At 65.9% G+C, this 17969-nt stretch carries 16 protein-coding genes; 9 read left to right on the top strand and 7 right to left on the bottom strand.

Annotated features, from left to right (window positions below):
- Positions 1-61 precede the first annotated feature (61 nt).
- The 3 genes from ET21_RS26650 to ET21_RS0112085 are packed head-to-tail and all read left to right on the top strand — an operon-like array spanning position 62 to position 3061.
- Positions 62-784 carry a TetR/AcrR family transcriptional regulator gene (locus tag ET21_RS26650; protein WP_051768156.1) on the top strand — a complete coding sequence of 241 codons (723 nt, stop codon included), beginning with the start codon at positions 62-64 and terminating at the stop codon, positions 782-784.
- Entirely contained in the window at positions 784-1536 is a 753-nt protein-coding gene (locus ET21_RS0112090; RefSeq protein WP_237751550.1) for an SDR family NAD(P)-dependent oxidoreductase, read from the top strand. Before ET21_RS26650 ends, ET21_RS0112090 begins: the two co-directional genes overlap by 1 nt.
- A 55-nt stretch (positions 1537-1591) precedes the next feature.
- On the top strand, positions 1592-3061 hold the full coding sequence (locus ET21_RS0112085) for an FAD-dependent oxidoreductase (RefSeq protein WP_030539909.1): 1470 nt from the start codon (positions 1592-1594) through the stop codon (positions 3059-3061).
- A gap of 18 nt (positions 3062-3079) precedes the next feature.
- On the opposite strand, the gene ET21_RS0112080 is transcribed toward ET21_RS0112085, so the two are convergent.
- Positions 3080-4072, bottom strand: coding sequence for a LacI family DNA-binding transcriptional regulator (locus ET21_RS0112080; protein WP_030539908.1), 993 nt, complete (start codon positions 4070-4072; stop codon positions 3080-3082).
- Between the two features lie 240 nt (positions 4073-4312).
- Between ET21_RS0112080 and ET21_RS0112075 the strand changes: the two genes are divergently transcribed.
- Together ET21_RS0112075 and ET21_RS0112070 are read left to right on the top strand one after the other, a co-directional pair.
- On the top strand, positions 4313-4705 hold the full coding sequence (locus ET21_RS0112075; protein WP_030539907.1) for a hypothetical protein: 393 nt from the start codon (positions 4313-4315) through the stop codon (positions 4703-4705).
- A 3-nt stretch (positions 4706-4708) separates the two neighbouring features.
- On the top strand, positions 4709-5392 hold the full coding sequence (locus tag ET21_RS0112070; RefSeq protein ID WP_030539906.1) for a Fe2+-dependent dioxygenase: 684 nt from the start codon (positions 4709-4711) through the stop codon (positions 5390-5392).
- Positions 5393-5432: 40 nt separating this feature from the next.
- On the opposite strand, the gene ET21_RS0112065 is transcribed toward ET21_RS0112070, so the two are convergent.
- Genes ET21_RS0112065 through ET21_RS0112050 form a run of 4 tightly spaced genes read right to left on the bottom strand, consistent with a single transcriptional unit; the run spans position 5433 to position 9942 of the window.
- Positions 5433-6224 (bottom strand): DeoR/GlpR family DNA-binding transcription regulator, encoded by a 792-nt coding sequence (locus tag ET21_RS0112065; RefSeq protein ID WP_030539905.1) that lies wholly within the window; start codon positions 6222-6224, stop codon positions 5433-5435.
- A 44-nt stretch (positions 6225-6268) separates the two neighbouring features.
- Positions 6269-7345, bottom strand: a complete 1077-nt coding sequence (rhaT, locus tag ET21_RS0112060; RefSeq protein ID WP_021239630.1) for an L-rhamnose/proton symporter RhaT — start codon at positions 7343-7345, stop codon at positions 6269-6271.
- A 30-nt stretch (positions 7346-7375) separates the two neighbouring features.
- The gene (gene lldD, locus ET21_RS0112055; RefSeq protein WP_030539904.1) at positions 7376-8521 is read right to left on the bottom strand and encodes an FMN-dependent L-lactate dehydrogenase LldD; all 1146 of its coding nucleotides are present in this window, start codon (positions 8519-8521) and stop codon (positions 7376-7378) included.
- Positions 8518-9942 carry an FGGY-family carbohydrate kinase gene (locus tag ET21_RS0112050; protein WP_037470867.1) on the bottom strand — a complete coding sequence of 475 codons (1425 nt, stop codon included), beginning with the start codon at positions 9940-9942 and terminating at the stop codon, positions 8518-8520. The genes lldD and ET21_RS0112050 overlap by 4 nt, the downstream gene beginning before the upstream one ends.
- Positions 9943-10055: 113 nt before the next feature.
- On the opposite strand from ET21_RS0112050, the gene ET21_RS0112045 reads away from it, so the two are divergent.
- The 3 genes from ET21_RS0112045 to rhaI are packed head-to-tail and all read left to right on the top strand — an operon-like array spanning position 10056 to position 14459.
- On the top strand, positions 10056-12167 hold the full coding sequence (locus ET21_RS0112045; protein ID WP_030539902.1) for a bifunctional rhamnulose-1-phosphate aldolase/short-chain dehydrogenase: 2112 nt from the start codon (positions 10056-10058) through the stop codon (positions 12165-12167).
- A 20-nt stretch (positions 12168-12187) separates the two neighbouring features.
- A complete protein-coding gene (locus tag ET21_RS0112040) occupies positions 12188-13156 on the top strand; it encodes an alpha/beta hydrolase (RefSeq protein WP_237751549.1) in 969 nt (322 codons plus the stop codon).
- 7 nt (positions 13157-13163) lie between these two features.
- A complete protein-coding gene (gene rhaI / locus ET21_RS0112035; protein ID WP_030539900.1) occupies positions 13164-14459 on the top strand; it encodes an L-rhamnose catabolism isomerase in 1296 nt (431 codons plus the stop codon).
- A gap of 129 nt (positions 14460-14588) precedes the next feature.
- Here the strand turns inward: rhaI and ET21_RS0112030 are convergent, their stop codons facing one another.
- Entirely contained in the window at positions 14589-16061 is a 1473-nt protein-coding gene (locus tag ET21_RS0112030) for a YdiU family protein (RefSeq protein ID WP_030539899.1), read from the bottom strand.
- Positions 16062-16240: 179 nt separating this feature from the next.
- Here ET21_RS0112030 and ET21_RS26645 point away from each other — a divergent pair, with 179 nt between their 5' ends.
- Positions 16241-16924 carry a TetR/AcrR family transcriptional regulator gene (locus tag ET21_RS26645; RefSeq protein WP_030539898.1) on the top strand — a complete coding sequence of 228 codons (684 nt, stop codon included), beginning with the start codon at positions 16241-16243 and terminating at the stop codon, positions 16922-16924.
- Between the two features lie 36 nt (positions 16925-16960).
- On the opposite strand, the gene ET21_RS0112020 is transcribed toward ET21_RS26645, so the two are convergent.
- Complete coding sequence (locus ET21_RS0112020; RefSeq protein WP_030539897.1) at positions 16961-17854, bottom strand: LysR family transcriptional regulator; 894 nt, start codon at positions 17852-17854, stop codon at positions 16961-16963.
- Positions 17855-17969 lie beyond the last annotated feature (115 nt).

The raw sequence follows: 17969 nt of genomic DNA, 5'->3' as shown, positions 1-17969 counted from the left end.
GGCGCTTGCCAAGCCCTCACGGTAAAATTAGTGCGGTCTCACTAACTAGCGAGAGGGCGTCATGTTGCGGGCGGGAGGGGCCGTTACTGCGGACGAGGCACAGCCTCAGCAGCCAGCGGCGGCCGCATCGCCGCGCAGCGGGGCCACGCGCGCGAAGCTGATCGGCGTGGCGGAGCGGCTGTTCGCTGGACGGGGCGTTCAGGCTGTCTCGCTGAACGAGATCAACAAGGCCGCCGGGCAGAGGCATGGAAGCGCCTGCCAATATCATTTCGGCAACAAGGACGGACTGATCCAGGCGATCCTGGACAAGCATGTTCCCGGCATCGCCCGGCAGCGCGACAGGCTGTTCGACGAGATGGAGGCAGGCGGCGGCGTTCCGGCGATCGAGCAGGTGGTGGCCGCTTTCGTGCGGCCGGTCGCGGCAAAGCTGCTCGATCCCGATGGGGGCAAGGCGTTCGTCCGCCTCAATGCCCAGCTGGTGGCGGTGCATACCATCGGCATGCACCGCGCCGGTTCCGCGCCCTTTGCCGCGCCCTTTACGGAACGGCTGAGCCGCATGCTGAACCTGGCGCTGAGCGCGCGGGCGATCCCGCCGGACGTGGCGGAACGCCGCCTCATCATCGCCGGGGTGATGCTCTATCACGGCCTGGCCGACTATTCTCATCTGCTTGAGGCATCGGGCGATCTTAACGAAGCCAGTCTGGGCAGGTTCACCGGCGATCTGGAGGCGATGATGGTCGCTGCGCTCGTCGCGCCGTTCGCCGGGGGGACAAAGGAGAGATGATGACATCGCCCGTTTATGATTATGGCGGCGCCCATGTCCTCGTCACCGGCGGGACGAGCGGGATCGGCGCGGCGACGGCGGCGGCCTATCGTAACGCCGGTGCGGACGTGACCATCACCGGCACGCGCGGCAGCGCCGCCGATTACGACGCGGACCTTTCGGGCTTCCGCTATCTTCAACTCGATGTGGAAGACGCCGCGAATATCGATAGCGTCGCGGCGGCGCTGCCCCGGCTGGACATATTGATCAACAATGCCGGGATAGCGCTGCCCAGCCTTGGCCTCGACGAATGGGAGCCGGAGATTTTCGACCGGGCGGTGAACATGCTGCTCAATTCGGCCTTTCGCATGGCCCGCCGGACGGTGGACCTGCTGGCCGAAAGCAAGCTGGCAGGCGGCGGGTCCGTCATCGGCATCGGGTCGATGAGCAGTTTTTTCGGCATTGGCGTGGTGCCCGGTTACGGCGCGGCCAAGACGGGGCTGGTCGGGCTGACGCGGACGATGGCCGTCCAATGGGGCGCGCGCGGCGTCAGGGCCAATGCCGTGGCGGCGGGCCTGACGTTGAGCGGGATGACGGCGGGCACGTTCCAGCAGGCGGAATGGCTGGAGCCCACCCTCGCCCGCACGCCGCTCGGCCGCCTTGGCCAGCCGGAGGATATCGCCAACGCCATCCTGTTCCTGACGAGCCCGGCGGCGAGCTGGATCACCGGACAGACGCTGTATGTCGATGGCGGCTATACGGTGGCTGGATGATCCGGCGCGCCTTCTTCCCCTATGAACTGCCGCAACCCCTGCGGCCCAATGGAGTATGCCAGTGACTGACGTGTCGCTTCACCGACCCTATCCGGCCTCAGCGGTTCAGGCCTGGGACCATGAAACCGATATCGCCGTGATCGGATTTGGCGCGGCGGGCGCCTGCGCGGCGATCGAGGGCGCCTTGGCTGGCGCGCGGGTCATGCTGTTCGAACGTGGATCGGGAAGCGGCGGGGCATCGGCCCTGTCCGGCGGCGAAATCTATATCGGCGGCAGCGGCGGAACCGACGCGCAGCGGGCGGCCGGGTTCGAGGACAGCACCGAGGATATGGCCGCCTATCTGAAGGCGGCAGGCGGTCCGTGTGCCGACGAAGCCAAATGCGATCTCTACGCGCGCGAATCCCTGGCGCATTATGGCTGGTTGAAGGAACAGGGCATTCCCTATCGCGGCAATTACCTGCCCGGAAAGCATATCGAGCCGGTCGATGATTCGACGCTGATGTGGTCGGGAAGCGAGGCGGCCTGGCCGTTTTGCGACATTGCCAGGCCAGCGCCGCGCGGCCATGTCATCCAGCATGTGGGCTGGGGCGGCGGGCGTCCGCTGGTCGACCTGCTGGAAAGCCGCGCCCGCGCCCTGGGCGTGGAGGTGGTGACCGACGCCCGCGCCGTCGCGCTGGTGCAGGATGAGGACCGGCGGGGCGTGGGCGTGGGGGTGCGCATCGACAATGTGAACCGCTTCGTCCGCGCCGCGAAAGGCGTGGTGCTGTGCACCGGCGGCTTCGTCTTCAACGAAGACATGAGGCGGCGCTATTGCCCCGAAACCTTCAAGATCAGCAGCCCGATCGGCGATCAGGACGATGGTTCCGGCATCGAAATGGGCGTGGGCGCTGGCGGCGACGCGATCCATATGGAGCAGTTTTTCACCACCTGCCCCTGGACCATGCCCGAACCGCAGGCGCATGGCGTGTTCGTCAACCAGGCGGGCCAGCGCTTCATCAACGAGGATTGCTATCATGGCCGGGTGAGCCGGGTCGCCGTCGATCAGATGGGGGATCGCGTCTATCTGCTGCTGGACATCGCCCATTTCGACCAGCCGCTGGAAATGGCGGGCATCACCATCGCCGGGACGGGCGAGACATGGGAAGAGGTCGAAGCCGAGCTGGATATGGCGCCGGGCACGTTGTCGGCGACCATGGCCTTCTACAACACCCATGCGGCGGAAGGGCGCGACCCGCTGTTCCACAAGAAGCCGCCCATATTGACGCCGCTGGATCAGGGGCCGTTCGTGGCGCTGGAGCTGAATTTCCAGAACAGCTATTTCAGCTTCTTCACATTGGGCGGGCTGCGTACCTCGGTCGATGGCGAGGTGCTGGACCATGGCGGCGCGCCGGTGCCGGGCCTGTTCGCGGCGGGCCGGTGCACGTCCAGCCTGCCCGCCTGGGGCCATGGCTATAGTTCGGGCCTCAGCCTTGCCGACTGCACCTTCTTCGGGCGGCAGGCGGGGCGCAAGGCGGCGCGCGGCTGAGCGGCGGCGGCGCGGCGGCTATCGGCCGGGCGCGGGGCCGCTGCTGTCCCGCTTCACCAGTTCGAAGCGGAAGGATGGCGCATCCGCCAGTCCTTCCACCAGGGCGTCGACAACGGCGCGGCCCATGGCGTCGAGCGGCTGGCGCACGGTGGTGAGCGGCGGCCAGGTGGTAAGGCTGCCCGGCGTATCGTCGAAGCCGACCACGGACAGGTCGGCCGGCAGGCGCAGCCCGCGCCGGTGGGCCAGGGTCAGCACGCCCAGCGCCATGTCGTCATTGGTGGCGAAGATGGCGGTGGGCGGGTGAGGCAGGCCCAGCAGCGCTTCGCCCCCGCTGATGCCCGATGCGAAATCGAACGCGCCCTCGACGAACATCTGCTCGTCCATGGCGATCCCGGCGGCGGTCAGGCCGTCCCTGAACCCGTCCACCCGGCGCTGGGCCGCGCGATGGCTGACGGGCGGGCAGATGACGCCGATGCGCCTGTGCCCCAGGCCGATGAGATGATCGGCCACCATCCGCCCGGCGGACCGCTCCGGCGTGGGGATGTTGAAGCTGGGCGACATGACCGATCCTGCGATGCGCGCGCAGGGCAGGTTGAGTTCGGACAGGCGGCGCAGCATCTGTACATCGTCCGAAAGCGGCGGGGTGAGGAACACGCCATCGGGCCGTAACGCGGCGACGAGGCGGTCGAGCACTTCGAACCGTTCCTCGCCCGACAGCGAAATCGGTTCGACGACCAGATGATAGCCCAGTTCGCGGCAGCGATTCGCGGCCCCCGCCTGAATGCCGCCGCCATAGCCCGGCGCGGGGTTGTTGTAGAGGAAGGCGATCAGGAAGGAGCGTCCGCCCGCAAGGCGGCGCGCCGCCTGATTGGGGCGGTAGTCGAGCGCCTTGATCGCGGCGGCGACGCGGTCGCGCAGATCGCGGCTGACATTGGGCGCATTATTGATAACGCGGGACACGGTCTTGATCGAAACGCCCGCAAAGGCGGCGACGTCACGGATGCTGGACATGGAAATGGCTGTTCGGAATTGCGGGATGATGGAGGCAGGCGTCAGCATTGCAATGCAAGGGAATTACGGCATGCCAGCGGAAATCCGGGCTATTCTGCCGAACCATGCCGATCGCCAGCGATATATGCGTCAAGCTGCGCCACTCCGGTCCCGTTCCATGCGAAAAGCCTCTTGATCCCTATCGCAGGCCGCTATAGAGCGGTGAGACAACGTTGTCATCCTCCACGGGATTTCAGGACAATGTTTTCCCGGGCAATGATGGGCGACTGCACGCGCCTGCATTGCCCGGGTTATCGCTCCGCATGGATTGGCGCCGCCGAGTGGCGCATCGGGCTGCGTGCCAGCTCAGGCGTCGGTGGGTGGCTCGCGCGAACCGCATATGAAATGATTGACGATGGACTCGTCCTGCGCCGCCGGTTCAAACAGGCGGCAAAGCCAATCCAGACAGCGAGCGAGCAGACTCATCGATCCTCTCACGCATTTTATTTGGCCTCATCTTACCTCAAATTACCGGCGTGGGATAGGGCGGTCATGGCGCTGAGCCATGTCGCGGACAGCAACCGCAACGGCATGGAATTGACTTTGAAAACCGTTCGCAATAACGGGGCTGGCACGGCGCGGGGGCGGAGATAATTCATGCTGACGATCATTTCCGAACTGCTCGATGCGCGGCAGCTCAAGGATATCCGCGCGCTGATCGACGCCGCGCAATGGGTGGACGGAAACGTGACGTCCGGCCATCAGTCCGCGCTGGCCAAGAACAACCTGCAACTGCCCGAAGACTCGCCCGAAGCGCGGCAGGCGGGGCAGATGATCCTTGAGGCGCTGAGCCGCAACCCGTTGTTCATCGCGGCCGCGCTGCCGCTCAGAATCTTTCCGCCCCTGTTCAACAGCTATGCGGGCGGCCAGGCGTTCGGCATCCATGTCGATAACGCAGTGCGTATCCAGGCGGGAACCGGCTTTCGCGTGCGGTCGGACCTGTCGATGACCGTCTTTCTGGAGGATCCTGACAGCTACATCGGCGGCGAACTGGCGGTGGAAACCCAGTTCGGCGCGCAACAGGTGAAGCTGCCCGCCGGTCATGCGGTGCTTTATCCCTCCTCATCGCTGCACCGGGTCAATCCGGTGACCAGCGGCCGCCGGGTGGCGAGTTTCTTCTGGCTGCAATCCATGGTCCGTGACGACGCTGCACGGCAGACGCTGTTCGACCTCGACAGCAGCATCCAGGCGCTGGCGGTGACGATGGGCCACGACAATGCGGAGATCATCCGGCTGACCGGCGTCTACCATAATCTGCTGCGCCGCTGGGCCGACGCCTGAACTGGCCCGTCGCACAGGAGCAAATCTCGGGACAGGCCGCTCAATCCTGCGCGATGATGAGTTCGATCCCCGCGCGGCGCACCATGTCGGCGGCTTGCGGATCGATGCCGCTGTCGGTGATGAGGGTGTCCACCTCGTCCAGCCCGCATACGATCGCGCCGGATGAAGAGACGAATTTCGAACTGTCGACCATCAATATGACCTGTTCGGCCCTGTCCACCAGCCGCCGTTCGGCCGCGACGAGGATGACGTCCTGCTGCATCACGCCGCGCGGGCCGACGGCGGCGGCGCCCATGAACAGCTTGGGCGCGTGGAAGCGCGGCATGCTGTCCTCCCCTGCTGGAGCGAGGATGATGTTCTGCTCGCGGAACAGCGTGCCGGACGGCAGCAGGATGCGCGTGCCCGCCTGGGGCAGCAGCGCGTTGACGATGTGCAGCGAATTGGTGAGCACCTGAAGGTCTAGGCCCTCCAGACAGGGGCACATCTGCAAGGTGGTCGTGCCGCCGTCGATCATGATGCCCTCGCCGGGCTCGCACAGGGCGGCGGCGGCGCGGCCGATCGCCTGTTTCCGCGCCAGATTCTGCGTGATCGACTGGTCGAAGGGCGTGCCGGTCAGGCGGCTCTGCGGTTCGGGCGCGGCGTTGGCGGCGGGCGCGGCGATCTTCGCCCCGCCATGGACGCGGACGATATGGCCATGTTCCTCCAAACGGCTGAGGTCGCGGCGGATCGTCGCCGGGGAAGCGTCCAGCTGCGCCTCCAGATCGCGATAGGAAATGAACCCGCTGAGGCGCAGCGATTCCAGGATCAGGCTTTCGCGTTCCGCCGCATGCATTTCGTCCGTCTCGTCCTTCGCTCTTGTGCGGGAGGGGGGTGCCGCTAATGAGCCGCCGACACCCCCAGCATATTGCCTGCGCCGATCACCACGGTAGCGCCGACGAGCAGGCCGATGCCGGTCCATACCGTCCGCCGCGTGCTGCGGCTTGCGCCCTTCCATTCCCGCAGGGCAAAGCCCCAAAGGGTCGAAAAGAGGATGATCGACGCCATGTGCAGCGTCCAGGATGAAAAGCCGTAGCGGCCCATCTGGCTTTCGCCCATCGTGTAGAAGAAGAACTGGAAGTACCAGAGCGTGCCGCCCAGCGCCGCCAGCAGATAGTTGGTGAGCAATGGCGCGCGGCCGCCATTTTCGGGGTCGGAAGGCGCGCCGAAGAACTGCGCCGCGCTCTTGTTCCGGGCGATCAGATAGGCGCACCACAGCGCGTTGGTGGTAAGGCCCCCTGCCAGCACCACGCACAGCACGGGCAGGCCCTGGCTCAGCGGATCGGTTCCCGCCGCCAGCGACAGGTCGCGGATCGGCTGGCCCGCGTCCAGGCCCCAGGCGAAGCAGCCCGACATCACGCCGGAGAAGATGGCGATGAGGATGCCCTTTTTCAGGTTGAACTCAGCCACGCCTTCGGACTGCGCGCCCGCCAGATCCCGCTCCTTCGCCTTGCCCGCGCGGGCGACGACGACGATGCCGGTCAGGGTGATGAGGATGCCGAGCAGCGTGAGCTGGCCGCTGATGGTCGATGCGATCTCCCCTATCGTGCCGCGGAAGATGGGCGGCCCAAGCGTGCCGATCACCGTTGTCAGGCCCAGCGCCACCGCCATGCCCAGCGACAGGCCAAGATAGCGCATGGTGAGGCCGAAGGTCAGGCCGCCAAAGCCCCACATCGCGCCCCAGAACCAGCACCAGAATAATGTTTCGCGCGGGGTGGCGGACAGCACGCCCAGAAGGTCGCTGGTCTGGAGCGAGGCGAAAATCCAGGGCGCGATCGCCCAGGAAAACAGGCCGCCCGCCAGCCAGAACACCTCCCACGACCAGCGGTTGATCCGCTTGTACGGCACGTAGAAGCTGGCGGAGGCGAAGCCGCCCAGCCAGTGGAATATGACGCCCAGCGCCGGATTGCCGCCCATTGATCCTGTCTCCCTCTTGTCTGTTCTGTCTCAGCCGCCCGCCAGTGCGGTGCGGTCTATTTCCCCGATGGATTTCATGCCGGTCAGCGTCATGGCGACGCGCATTTCCGCCTCGATAAGGGCGAGCATCTGCTCCACGCCCGCCTGCCCCTTGGCCGCCAGCGCGAAGACCCAGGCCCGGCCCAGCAGCACGCCCTTCGCCCCCAGCGCCAGCATGCGCACAACGTCCAGGCCCGACCGGACGCCGCCATCGGCCAATATGGTCAGCCGGTCGCCCACCGCATCGGCAATGGGGGGCAGCGCGCGGGCGGTGGACAGCACGCCGTCAAGCTGCCGCCCGCCATGGTTGGACACGATGATGCCGTCAGCGCCGATGGCGGCGGCTTCCTTCGCATCCTCCGGGTCCAGAAGCCCCTTGATGATCAGCGGCCCTTTCCATTCGGAGCGGATGAAATCCAGGTCGCGCCAGCTTATGGAATTATCGAAATTCTCGCGCATCCAGGCAAAGAAATCCTCGATGCCGGTCTTGCCCTTCAGCACGGGCGCGACATTGCCGAGCGCGTGGGGACGGCCGCGAATGCCCACGTCCCAGGCCCAGTCCGGCTTCATCGCCCCCTGAATGGTCCGCCGCATCGCGCCGCGCAGCCCGGCCGCGCCCGCAAGGCCCGAATGATAGTCGCGGTAACGGCTGCCCGGCACGGGCATGTCCACCGTGAAGACGAGGGCGGAGCATTGCGCCTCCACCGCCTGCGCCATCAGATCGCGCATGAAGGCGCGGTCGCGGATCATGTAGAGCTGGAACCAGAAGGGGCGGGCGGCCGCGCTCGCGACTTCGGACAGGGCGCAGGCCGACACGGTCGAAAGGGTGAAGGGTATGCCCGCCTTGTCCGCCGCGCGCGCTGCCTGGCACTCGCCGCGCCGGGCGTTCATGCCCGCAAGGCCGATGGGGGCGAGCGCGACCGGCATGGCCAGCTTCTGCCCGAACAGTTCGGTGGTCAGGTCCAGGCTGGACATATCGCGCAGCACGCGCTGGCGCAGCGCGATCGCTTCCAGATCGGCGACATTGCGGCGCAGCGTCACTTCGGCATAGGAGCCGCCATCGATATATTCGAACAGGAAATGCGGCAGGCGGCGGCGCGCCAGTTCGCGAAAGTCGCTGACCGATGCGGCGATCATGCAAAGGCCTCCAGTTCGGCGCGCCACCCGGCGCGGTAGGCGGACAGGTCGCCGGGCAGCGGCTCCACCTTGCGGAGGGAGCCACTCGGTTCAAGCGCGGGATCGATCAGGCGCAACGCGCCGAAGGACACGTCATTATGGGCGTTGGCTGTATAGACCTGCGTCCCCGGCCGCAATGCGGCGAGCGCGCGCACGAACACTTCGGCTTCGGCGAAACGCCCTTCGACCAGCAGCCGCTGCTGCGCGCCGATAAGGTCGAGCGAGCAGTCGGCGACCAGCGCGGCATAAAGGCAGGCGGCGGCGCGGCGCGCATACCAGTCGTCTGGCCGGTTGACCCAGCGGCATTCCATTTGCGGGAAAGGGCCGAAGCCGGGGGCGAGCGTCGGCAGGATCATCACCTTGTCCGCCAGCAGCCGCTCGACGGCGGCGAGCAGGGCGGGCTGGTCAGGCTTGATGTCGACGCGGCGCGTATCGATCTCGATCAGCGTCTCGATCTCGCGTCCGCCCATGAAGCGGGCGGAGGGCACCGGCTTGCCATAGGCATCGACATTGACGAGGCAGTCGCGCGCTTCGGGCAGCGATGCCGTATCGACGGGCTGGGCGGGCAGGCGCATGGCGATGAACCAGGTGCCGGTGGACAGCACCGTCGCTTCGTTGCGGGCGATCTCCGGGAAACCGCGCGCGGCGAGCAGGGCGGCGTTGGAATCGTGCAGGCCTGCGAGCACCTTCACCGTCTTCGGCAGTCCCGTGCGCTCGGCGATCGCGGGAGAGAGGGTCGCGACCGTGTCAGCCGCGCTGACCACCGGCGCGAAGCGATCGGCCCAGCCAAGCCGCACGGCCATGGGGGAAAGGCCGCCGCTGGCAGGCGCCCACAGGTCGGTATGACAGCCAAGGCTGGTCACTTCGCTGACCGCGCGGCCGGTCAGGAACCAGGCCCAATATTGCGCCCAGGGCAGCAACGTCGCGCCGCGCATCTCTTCGCTATGAATCTGGTCCATCCACCAGATCTGGCTGCCGAGGTTGAGGCCGTCCGGCAGGGCGGGCGATCCGGTGATGGCGAAGGCGTCCCGCTGCTCGCGATAGGCGGCCATCACCTCGGCCGGGATCGCCTGCTCATAGTCGAAGGGCGCGAAGGCGAGCGTGCCGGGCGTTCCTTCCCCATATCCGGTAAGGGCGGCGACGGCGGCGCCGTGGCCAACCGGAATGATCGCCTCCACCGGCTGACCGGCGTGGCGGGCGAGCATGTCGAGCAGCCAGGACCCTATGCCATCGGCGTCCAGGCGGCGGACGCCATCGACCTCGCACAGGCTGTTGGGACGCGTCTGCCGGTCCAGCATTCGCCCGTCACGCGACCAGAGGCTGACCTTGCTGAGCGTCTTGCCTAAGTCGATGACGATGTAGGCACCTGAATCCAACTGCATCCCTCCCGAAACGGGTTATTGAAAGTGATCATTATCAATCGTGATTGATCATTTCCAGTGAAAATGATAGCAAGGCTTCACGCTGCACATCGCTTCACAGCTGAAGGTATCCCATGAACGCTCCGACCAACGCCGCAGATTTCGCCATTCCCTTCGCCGTCCCCACCAGCCGGTGGGATGATTCGGCGGCCGCTTCGATGAGTCCGGCCGAACTGCTGCTCTACCGTTCCAACCTGTTGGGTTCCGACCTGACCGTCACCAATTTCGGCGGCGGCAACACTTCGGCCAAGATCATGGAAACCGATCCGCTGACCGGCGAGCAGGTGGAGGTGCTGTGGGTCAAGGGTTCGGGCGGCGACATCGGTTCGATGAAGCTGGACGGCTTTGCGACCCTGTATCAGGACAAGCTGCTGAGCCTGGAGAAGCATTATGGCGGCGAGCAGGATGACGACAAGATGGTCGGCTATCTGCCGCACTGCACCTTCAACCTGAACAGCCGGGCCGCGTCGATCGACACGCCGCTCCATTCGCTGCTGCCCTTCGCCCATGTCGACCATGTTCACCCCGACGCGATCATCGCGCTGGCGGCGTCGTCGGGCGGCGAGGCTGCGACGAAGGAAATCTGGGGCGGCAAGATCGGGTGGCTGGGCTGGAAGCGTCCGGGCTACACGCTGGGCGTGCAGCTGCGCGATTATGTTAAAGCCAATCCGGGCATCGAAGGCGTGATGTTGGCGGGCCATGGCATCATCTGCTGGGCGGACACGGCCAAGGGCTGCTACGAACATACGGTGCAGCTGATCGCCGACGCGGCAAGCTACCTCAATGCGAAGCTGGCGGGCAAGCCTGCCTTCGGGGGCCGGAAGGTCGCGCCCAACCCGGACCGCGCCGCCATCGCCGCCGACCTGATGCCCCGCCTGCGCGGCTTCATGACTGGCGCGCGCAGCAAGCTTGGCCACTTTTCCGACGATGCCGAAGCGCTGGAATTCGTGGGTTCGGTGGATTTCGAACGGCTGGCCGCGCTCGGCACGTCCTGCCCCGACCATTTCCTGCGCACCAAGATCGCGCCGCTGACGCTGGACCCCGCGCGCTTGCAGGACGACGCCTATCTGGCGCAGAAGATCGAGGATTACCGCAAGCTCTACAGCGCCTATTACGAGCGCTGCAAGCGCGGCAATTCGCCTGCGATGCGCGATTCCAACCCGGTCGTGGTGCTGGTGCCGGGGATCGGCCGCTTCACCTTCGCCACGGACAAGACCACCGCGCGCCTTGCCGGTGAGTTCTACGGCAACGCCATCAACGTGATGCGCGGTTCCGAAGCGATCGGCGACTATATCGCGCTCGATGAACAGGAAGCGTTCGACATCGAATATTGGCTGTTGGAGGAAGCGAAGCTCCAGCGCATGCCCAAACCCAAGCCGCTGGTCGGCAAGATCGCGCTGGTGACGGGCGGCGCAGGCGGCATCGGCGCGGCGACGGCTGCGCGCCTGATGGCGGACGGCGCCTGCGTGATGCTGGCTGATCGTGACGCCGCCGCCGTGGAGGAAGTCCGCGCCGGTTTCGCCAGGCAGTTCGGCAAGGATGTCGTGCGCGCCGCCGTGGTGGACGTGACAGACGAAGCGCAGGTGCAGTCCGCGTTCGACGCCTGTGCGCGCGAATTTGGCGGCCTCGACATCCTCGTCGCCAATGCGGGCATCGCCTCTTCCGCGCCGATCGAGGAAACCACCGTCGCGCTGTGGCGGAAAAATTATGACGTGCTGGCGGAAGGCTATTTCCTGACCGCGCGCGCCGCCTTCCCGATGATGAAGCGGATGAAGGAGCAGGGCGGCACGTCGATCGTGTTCATCGGGTCGAAGAATGGCGTCGCCGCCGCGACCAATGCGTCGGCTTATGCGTCGGCCAAGGCGGCGGCCAACCACCTCGCCCGCTGCCTGGCGCTGGAAGGCGCGCCGTCCGGCATCCGCGTGAACGTCGTCAATCCCGATGCCGTCATCAAGGGGTCCAAGATCTGGGACGGCGACTGGCGCAAGGAACGCGCCGGTGCGCACGGCATCGATTCGGGCAAGGAACTGGAGGAACATTACCGCCAGCGCTCCATGCTGAAGCGCGACGTGCTGCCGTCCGACATTGCCGAAGCGGTCTATTTCCTTGCGTCGGATATGTCGGCAAAATCGACCGGCAACATGATCAACGTCGATGCGGGGAACGCCCAGGCCTTCACCCGCTAAGCAGCAAGGGAGAGGATGGGATGACATTGGCAAGGACATGGAAGGCGCGGACCGGCTGGATGCTGGCCGCTCTCGCCATGGTGCAGACGGGAGGGGCGGCGGCGCAGGCGGTCAGGGCAAAGCCGACCGTTGCTTCGCCCGCGCCAGCCAGCATGGCGGAGCCGGGCGCGATCCCGCTCTATCCGCCAGCCAGGGGCAAGCAGGGCAAGGCCGCCGAAACCGAAATCTGGAACATCAATCCGGGCGAGGGCCGTTCGGTGCGCAACGTCACCGTTCCCACGCTGACGCCGGTCCTGCCGGAAGCGGGCAAGGCCAATGGCGCGGCGGTGATCGTCGCGCCGGGCGGCGGCTTCATGATGCTGTCCATGGATCATGAAGGCTATAAGGTCGCCCGGCAGTTGGCCGACCGCGGCATTGCCGCCTTCGTCCTGAAATACCGCCTGATCCCGACCCCCGCCGACCAGAAGGAAGCGATGCGGGAAATGGCGGCCAGGATCGGCGCGGCCGTGCGCGGCGGGCCGGGCGCGGCGAAGCTGGAAAAGCCCGAAGCGACCGCAGACGCGATCGCTGCCCTGCGCATGGTGCGAACCGATGCCGCGAAATGGGGCGTCGATCCCGCGCGGGTCGGCATGATCGGCTTTTCCGCCGGGGCGATGACGGCGCTGAATGTGGTCCTGCAAGCCCCTGCTGCCGAGCGGCCCGCTTTCTTCGGCTATATCTACGGGCCGCAGGCTGCCGTCGCCGTGCCTGCCGACGCGCCGCCCATGTTCAACGCGATCGCGATGGACGACCAGCTGTTCCCCACCATGGGTTTCCCCATCGCCGAAGCCTGGCACAAGGCGAAGCGGCCGGTGGAAATCCACGCCTATCAAAAGGGCTATCACGGGTTCGGCCTTGGCCGTCCCGGCACCACCACCACGCTGCTGATGGATGAGTTCCACGCATGGATGGCCATGCAGGGCTTCCTCGGAAGCCAGACCAAGAAGTGAGATCATCATGACGACGAACCTGCCCCTTTCCGACGAACTGATTGCAGAGGCCAATGCGCGTGAAACCGCCGCGCTGGAGGAAGATTATGCGGCGCTGGGCCGCCAGCTCGACCGGCGCGGCATCGACATCGACGCGATCAAGGGCCGGGTCGCTGGCTTTTCGGTCGCGGTGCCGAGCTGGGGCGCTGGCCGGGGCGGCACCCGCTTCGCCAAATTCCCGATTCCGGGCGAGCCGACCACCATCCATGAAAAGCTGGAGGATTGCGCCGTCATCAACCAGCTGTCGCGCGTGACCCCGCGCGTGTCGCCGCATTTCCCGTGGGACAAGGTGTCCGACTATGCGGGCCTGCGGCAGGAGGCGGCGAGCCTTGGCCTGGGCTTCGACGCGGTCAATTCCAACACGTTCCAGGACCAGAAGGATCAGGCGCACAGCTACGCCACCGGGTCGCTTTCCTCCACAATCGCCGAAACGCGCGCGCAGGCGGTCGAACATAACATCGAATGCATCGAGATCGGCAAGCAACTCGGATCGACCGACCTCACCGTCTGGGTCGGCGACGGCACGAACTTTCCGGGGCAGCAGGATCTTGGCCGCAGCCTCGACCGTTATCTTGAGGCGGCGGCGCAGGTCTATGCCGCGCTGCCCGACGACTGGCGGATGCTGCTGGAGCATAAGATGTTCGAGCCAGCCTTTTATTCGACGGTCATTTCCGATTGGGGTTCGTCCATCCTGGCGGCACAGGAACTGGGGCCCAAGGCGAAGTGCCTTGTCGACCTTGGCCACCATGCGCCCAACGTCAATATCGAACAGATCGTGGCGCGCCTGCACCGCTTCGGCAAGCTGGGCGGCTTCCACTTCAACGACAGCAAATATGGCGACGACGACCTCGATTCCGGGTCGATCAACCCGCACCAGCTGTTCCTGGTGTTCAATGAACTGGTCGAGGCGGAACTGCACCCGCGCGACGGCTTCAACCCCAGCTACATGATCGACCAGTCGCACAATGTGACCGACCCGATCGAATCCATGCTGTCGTCGGCCGAAACCATCGCGGCTTGCTTCGCCAAGGCGCTGCTGGTCGACCGCGAGGCGCTGCACGCCGCGCAGGAGGGCAATGACACGATGATGGCGTTCCAGGCGTTGCGCCGCGCCTATAATGTCGATGTCGCGCCCATATTGGCGATGGCGCGCATGGAAGCGGGCGGCGCGATCGACATGCTGTCGGTCTATCGCCAGAGCAAATGGCGCGAACGCAAGGCGCAGGAGCGCAAGCCTGTGGGTCTGGGCGCGGGGATTGTTTGACCGTCGCGCCTTGAACAGGAACCGTTCGGGCTGAGCGAAGTCGAATCCCTTCACTGAGCATGGCGAGGCGCCGCGCTCCCTCGGCCCTTCGACTTCGCTGGGCGAACGGCCGACGCAGATGGCCCGGCGTCAGGTGCCGCAGAAGGTCGCCAGCACCCGCTCATGCTCCAGCGGCGGCGCGGCATAGGCTTGGTTTTCCGGCTGATCCTCGAACGGATGCGACACTATGTGCAGCAGCCGTTCGAAAGGAGCGAAGTCGCCCTTGTCCACCGCCGCGCGGATCATCTCCTCCACCCGATGGTTGCGCGGGATGAAGGCGGGGTTGACCCGGCGCATGGCATCGCGGCGTTCGGCGGCTGGGCCTTGCTCGCTGGCGGAACGATCGCGCCAGCGCGCCAGCAGTTCGTCGGCGGCAAGCGGGTCGACGAACAGTTCGCGCACCGGCTCGTCGCCCTGACCCGGCTCGATCGCATCGGCCAGGCAGCGGAAGAACAGGGTGAAGTCCACTTGATTGGCCGTCATGGCGTCGAGCAATCCGGTCAGGAACTCAGCGTCCCCCTCCCTCTCCTGGCCAAGGCCGAGCTTGGCGCGGAAACCCCGCAACTGCGTATCGAGGAAGCGCGGCGCGTAGAACGACAGCGCCTCTTCCGCATCGGCGATCGCCTTCGCTTCATCCGCGTCCAGCAGCGGCAGCAGCGTTTCGGCGAAGCGGGTGAGGTTCCACAGGCCGATGCCCGGCTGATTGCCATAGGCGTAGCGTCCAGCATGATCGATCGAACTGAAGACCGTGGCCGGATCATAGCTGTCCATGAAGGCGCAGGGGCCATAGTCGATCGTTTCGCAGGCGACCGACATATTGTCCGTGTTCATCACGCCATGGATGAAGCCCACCAGCATCCAGCGCGCGATAAGGTCGGCCTGACCCGCGATCACCCGGTCCAGCAGCGCTCGATAGGGGCGGGGCGCATCGGCGGCATCGGGATAATGGCGGGCGATGACATGGTCGGCCAGAATGCGCAGCCCGTCCACGTCCCGGCGGGCGGCGAAATATTGGAAGGTGCCGACCCGGATATGGCTGGAGGCGACACGCGCCAGCACCGCGCCGGGCAGCGCCGTTTCCCGGTAGACGGGCTCGCCCGTGGTCAGGGCGGCAAGGGCGCGGGTGGTGGGGATGCCCATCGCCGCCATCGCCTCGCTCACCAGATATTCGCGCAGCACCGGGCCAAGGGCGGCGCGGCCGTCTCCGCCACGGGAAAAGGGGGTACGGCCGCCGCCTTTCAACTGAACGTCGCGCCGCTGGCCCTGCGCGCCGATTACCTCGCCCAGCAGGATGGCGCGGCCATCGCCAAGCTGGGGCACGAAATTGCCAAACTGATGCCCGGCATAGGCGGTGGCGATCGGCTCCGATCCCGGCGCGATCGACTGACCCGCCAGCATGCGCAGCCCTTCTTCGCCCGCCAGCCATTGCGGGTCGATGCCAAGATCGGCGCAGAGCGCTTCATTGACGCGGATCAGCGCTGGCTGAGGGGCCTGCATGGGCGGCACCCGCGCGAAGAAGCGATCGGGCAGGCGCGCATAGCTGTTGTCGAACCCCATGGTCATGACGGGGTTCGCGGCGCGGGCGGAACGGGCTGGGGCGAAAGGATCATGAGGGGCATGTGGGGATCGCGCCGGAATCTAAAAGGGAGGGCGCTGCATTTCTTGCCTTGCGCGGCGGCGCGCAATAGTCTGGCCGCAAAAAGGGGAGAGGCGACAATGCCGGTAACAAGGGGCGCTGCGGAATGACGTCCGCAGACATCAGCACATTGCCGCCTGTGCACAGGGTGGGGCGGCCTTCGGCCGAACAGAGCAAGGAATTGATGGCGGCGGTGATGCGCGCCGCGCGCGAGGAGTTCGCCGCCAAGGGCTTTCACCACGCCACCATGGAAGCGATCGCGGCCAGGGCGGGTGTGTCGAAACGCACATTATATACATGGCATGCGGACAAGGCGGCATTGCTGCAAGCGGCGATCCTGGACCAGGCGGTTGAACTTACCAGCTATGTCATCGATCCCACGGCCAGCCTGAAGGACGCCCTGGCCGCTTATTCCCGCGCGGTCTTGCGAGAGCTTTCGACGGATTATGCCATGGCCGTGGGCGCTCTCATCATGCGGGAAGCGCGCCAGTTTCCTCCAGCGGGACAGGCCTTGCAGCAGGGGCAGGAATATCTGCGCCGGCCGCTGGTGAAGCTGTTGCAGGAACGGGGCATGACAGCGGCCGAGGCGGATCGCATCGGCAAGCTGTATATCGGCGCCCTGCTCGTCGACATGCAGCACAGGATGATCATGGGCCATGCCGCCCCGACGCCGGACCAGAACCGCCGCCACGCGGCCATGACCGCCACGCTGTTCCTGCCGGGGCTGGAAGCGCGTCTGGCGCAGCTTTCATCCGGTGCGGGGCGGGATGACGGTGAAAGCGGTCATTGAAAAAAGCGACGCAAGGCGATTGCGCCACAGCCCCGCTCATCCGCGCGCGACCTCAAGAAAGGCTCTGAGAAGCGGAGAATGATCGTCAGTCCGCCAGATCATGCTCAGGTCGAACTGCACTTCGTCTTCGCGCCGCAGCCGGACATAGGATACCCCCGGCAGTTGCAGGTTGCGGGCGGATTCGACCACCAGGCACAGGCCAAGGCCGCTCGACACCAGCGCGACGGCGGTCACGACGTCGTCCACATCCTGGACGATATTGGGCGTCATGTTGCGCGTGTGAAACATGCGCATGAGATAATGGGTAAAGCCCTGGGGCCTTTCGACCCGCGGATAGAATACCAGCGGCTCGCTCGCTATGTCGTCGATCGAAAGTTCCGCGCGGCTTGCAAGCGGATGGCCTGAAGGAACGGCGACCAGCATGGGTTCGGTCAGCAGGGTTTCCCAGGTCAGGTCCGCTTCGTCCCGGAAGAACCTGTTGAAACCGATGGTGATCCGCCGCTCACGCAGCGCCTGCACCTGATGTTCGCGATCCATGTTGTGCAGGACGACCTCGACATGCGGATAGAGCGTGCGGAATGCGACGATGATGCGCGGCACCGCGTCCAGCACCGCCGATCCGAAAACGCCAACGTCCAGCCTGCCGAGATGGCCTGACCCCGCCAGCCGCGCGCGGGCGACCGCCTGATCCATCAGGTCCAGGATATTGCAGGCCTCGGTATAAAAGGTTGCGCCCGCTGGCGTCAGTTCCACGCCCTTGCTTCCCCGGATCAGCAATTGCACGCCAAGCGCGTCTTCAAGCTGCTGCACCTGACGCGTCAGCGGCGGTTGCGAGACATGGACGACCGCGGCCGCTCCCCGGAAACTTCGCTGCCGCACCACGGCGACGAAATAGCGCAGCTGACGCAGTTCGATCGCGTTCAGGGACATAGGATGTGATGCCTCTTCCGTATCATCCGGTGCAAAAAGAGGTATTGGACGGTTTCACCGCACAGGTCTAGTTCGATTGGACAGGGAGCGGATCAATCAAGCCGCTCCTGATGGA

The sequence above is a fragment of the Sphingobium sp. DC-2 genome (assembly GCF_000722555.1).
Lineage (GTDB): Bacteria > Pseudomonadota > Alphaproteobacteria > Sphingomonadales > Sphingomonadaceae > Sphingobium > Sphingobium quisquiliarum.
The sequence above is the reverse complement of the archived record's forward strand: the minus strand, read 5'-3'. Positions and strand labels throughout refer to the sequence as shown.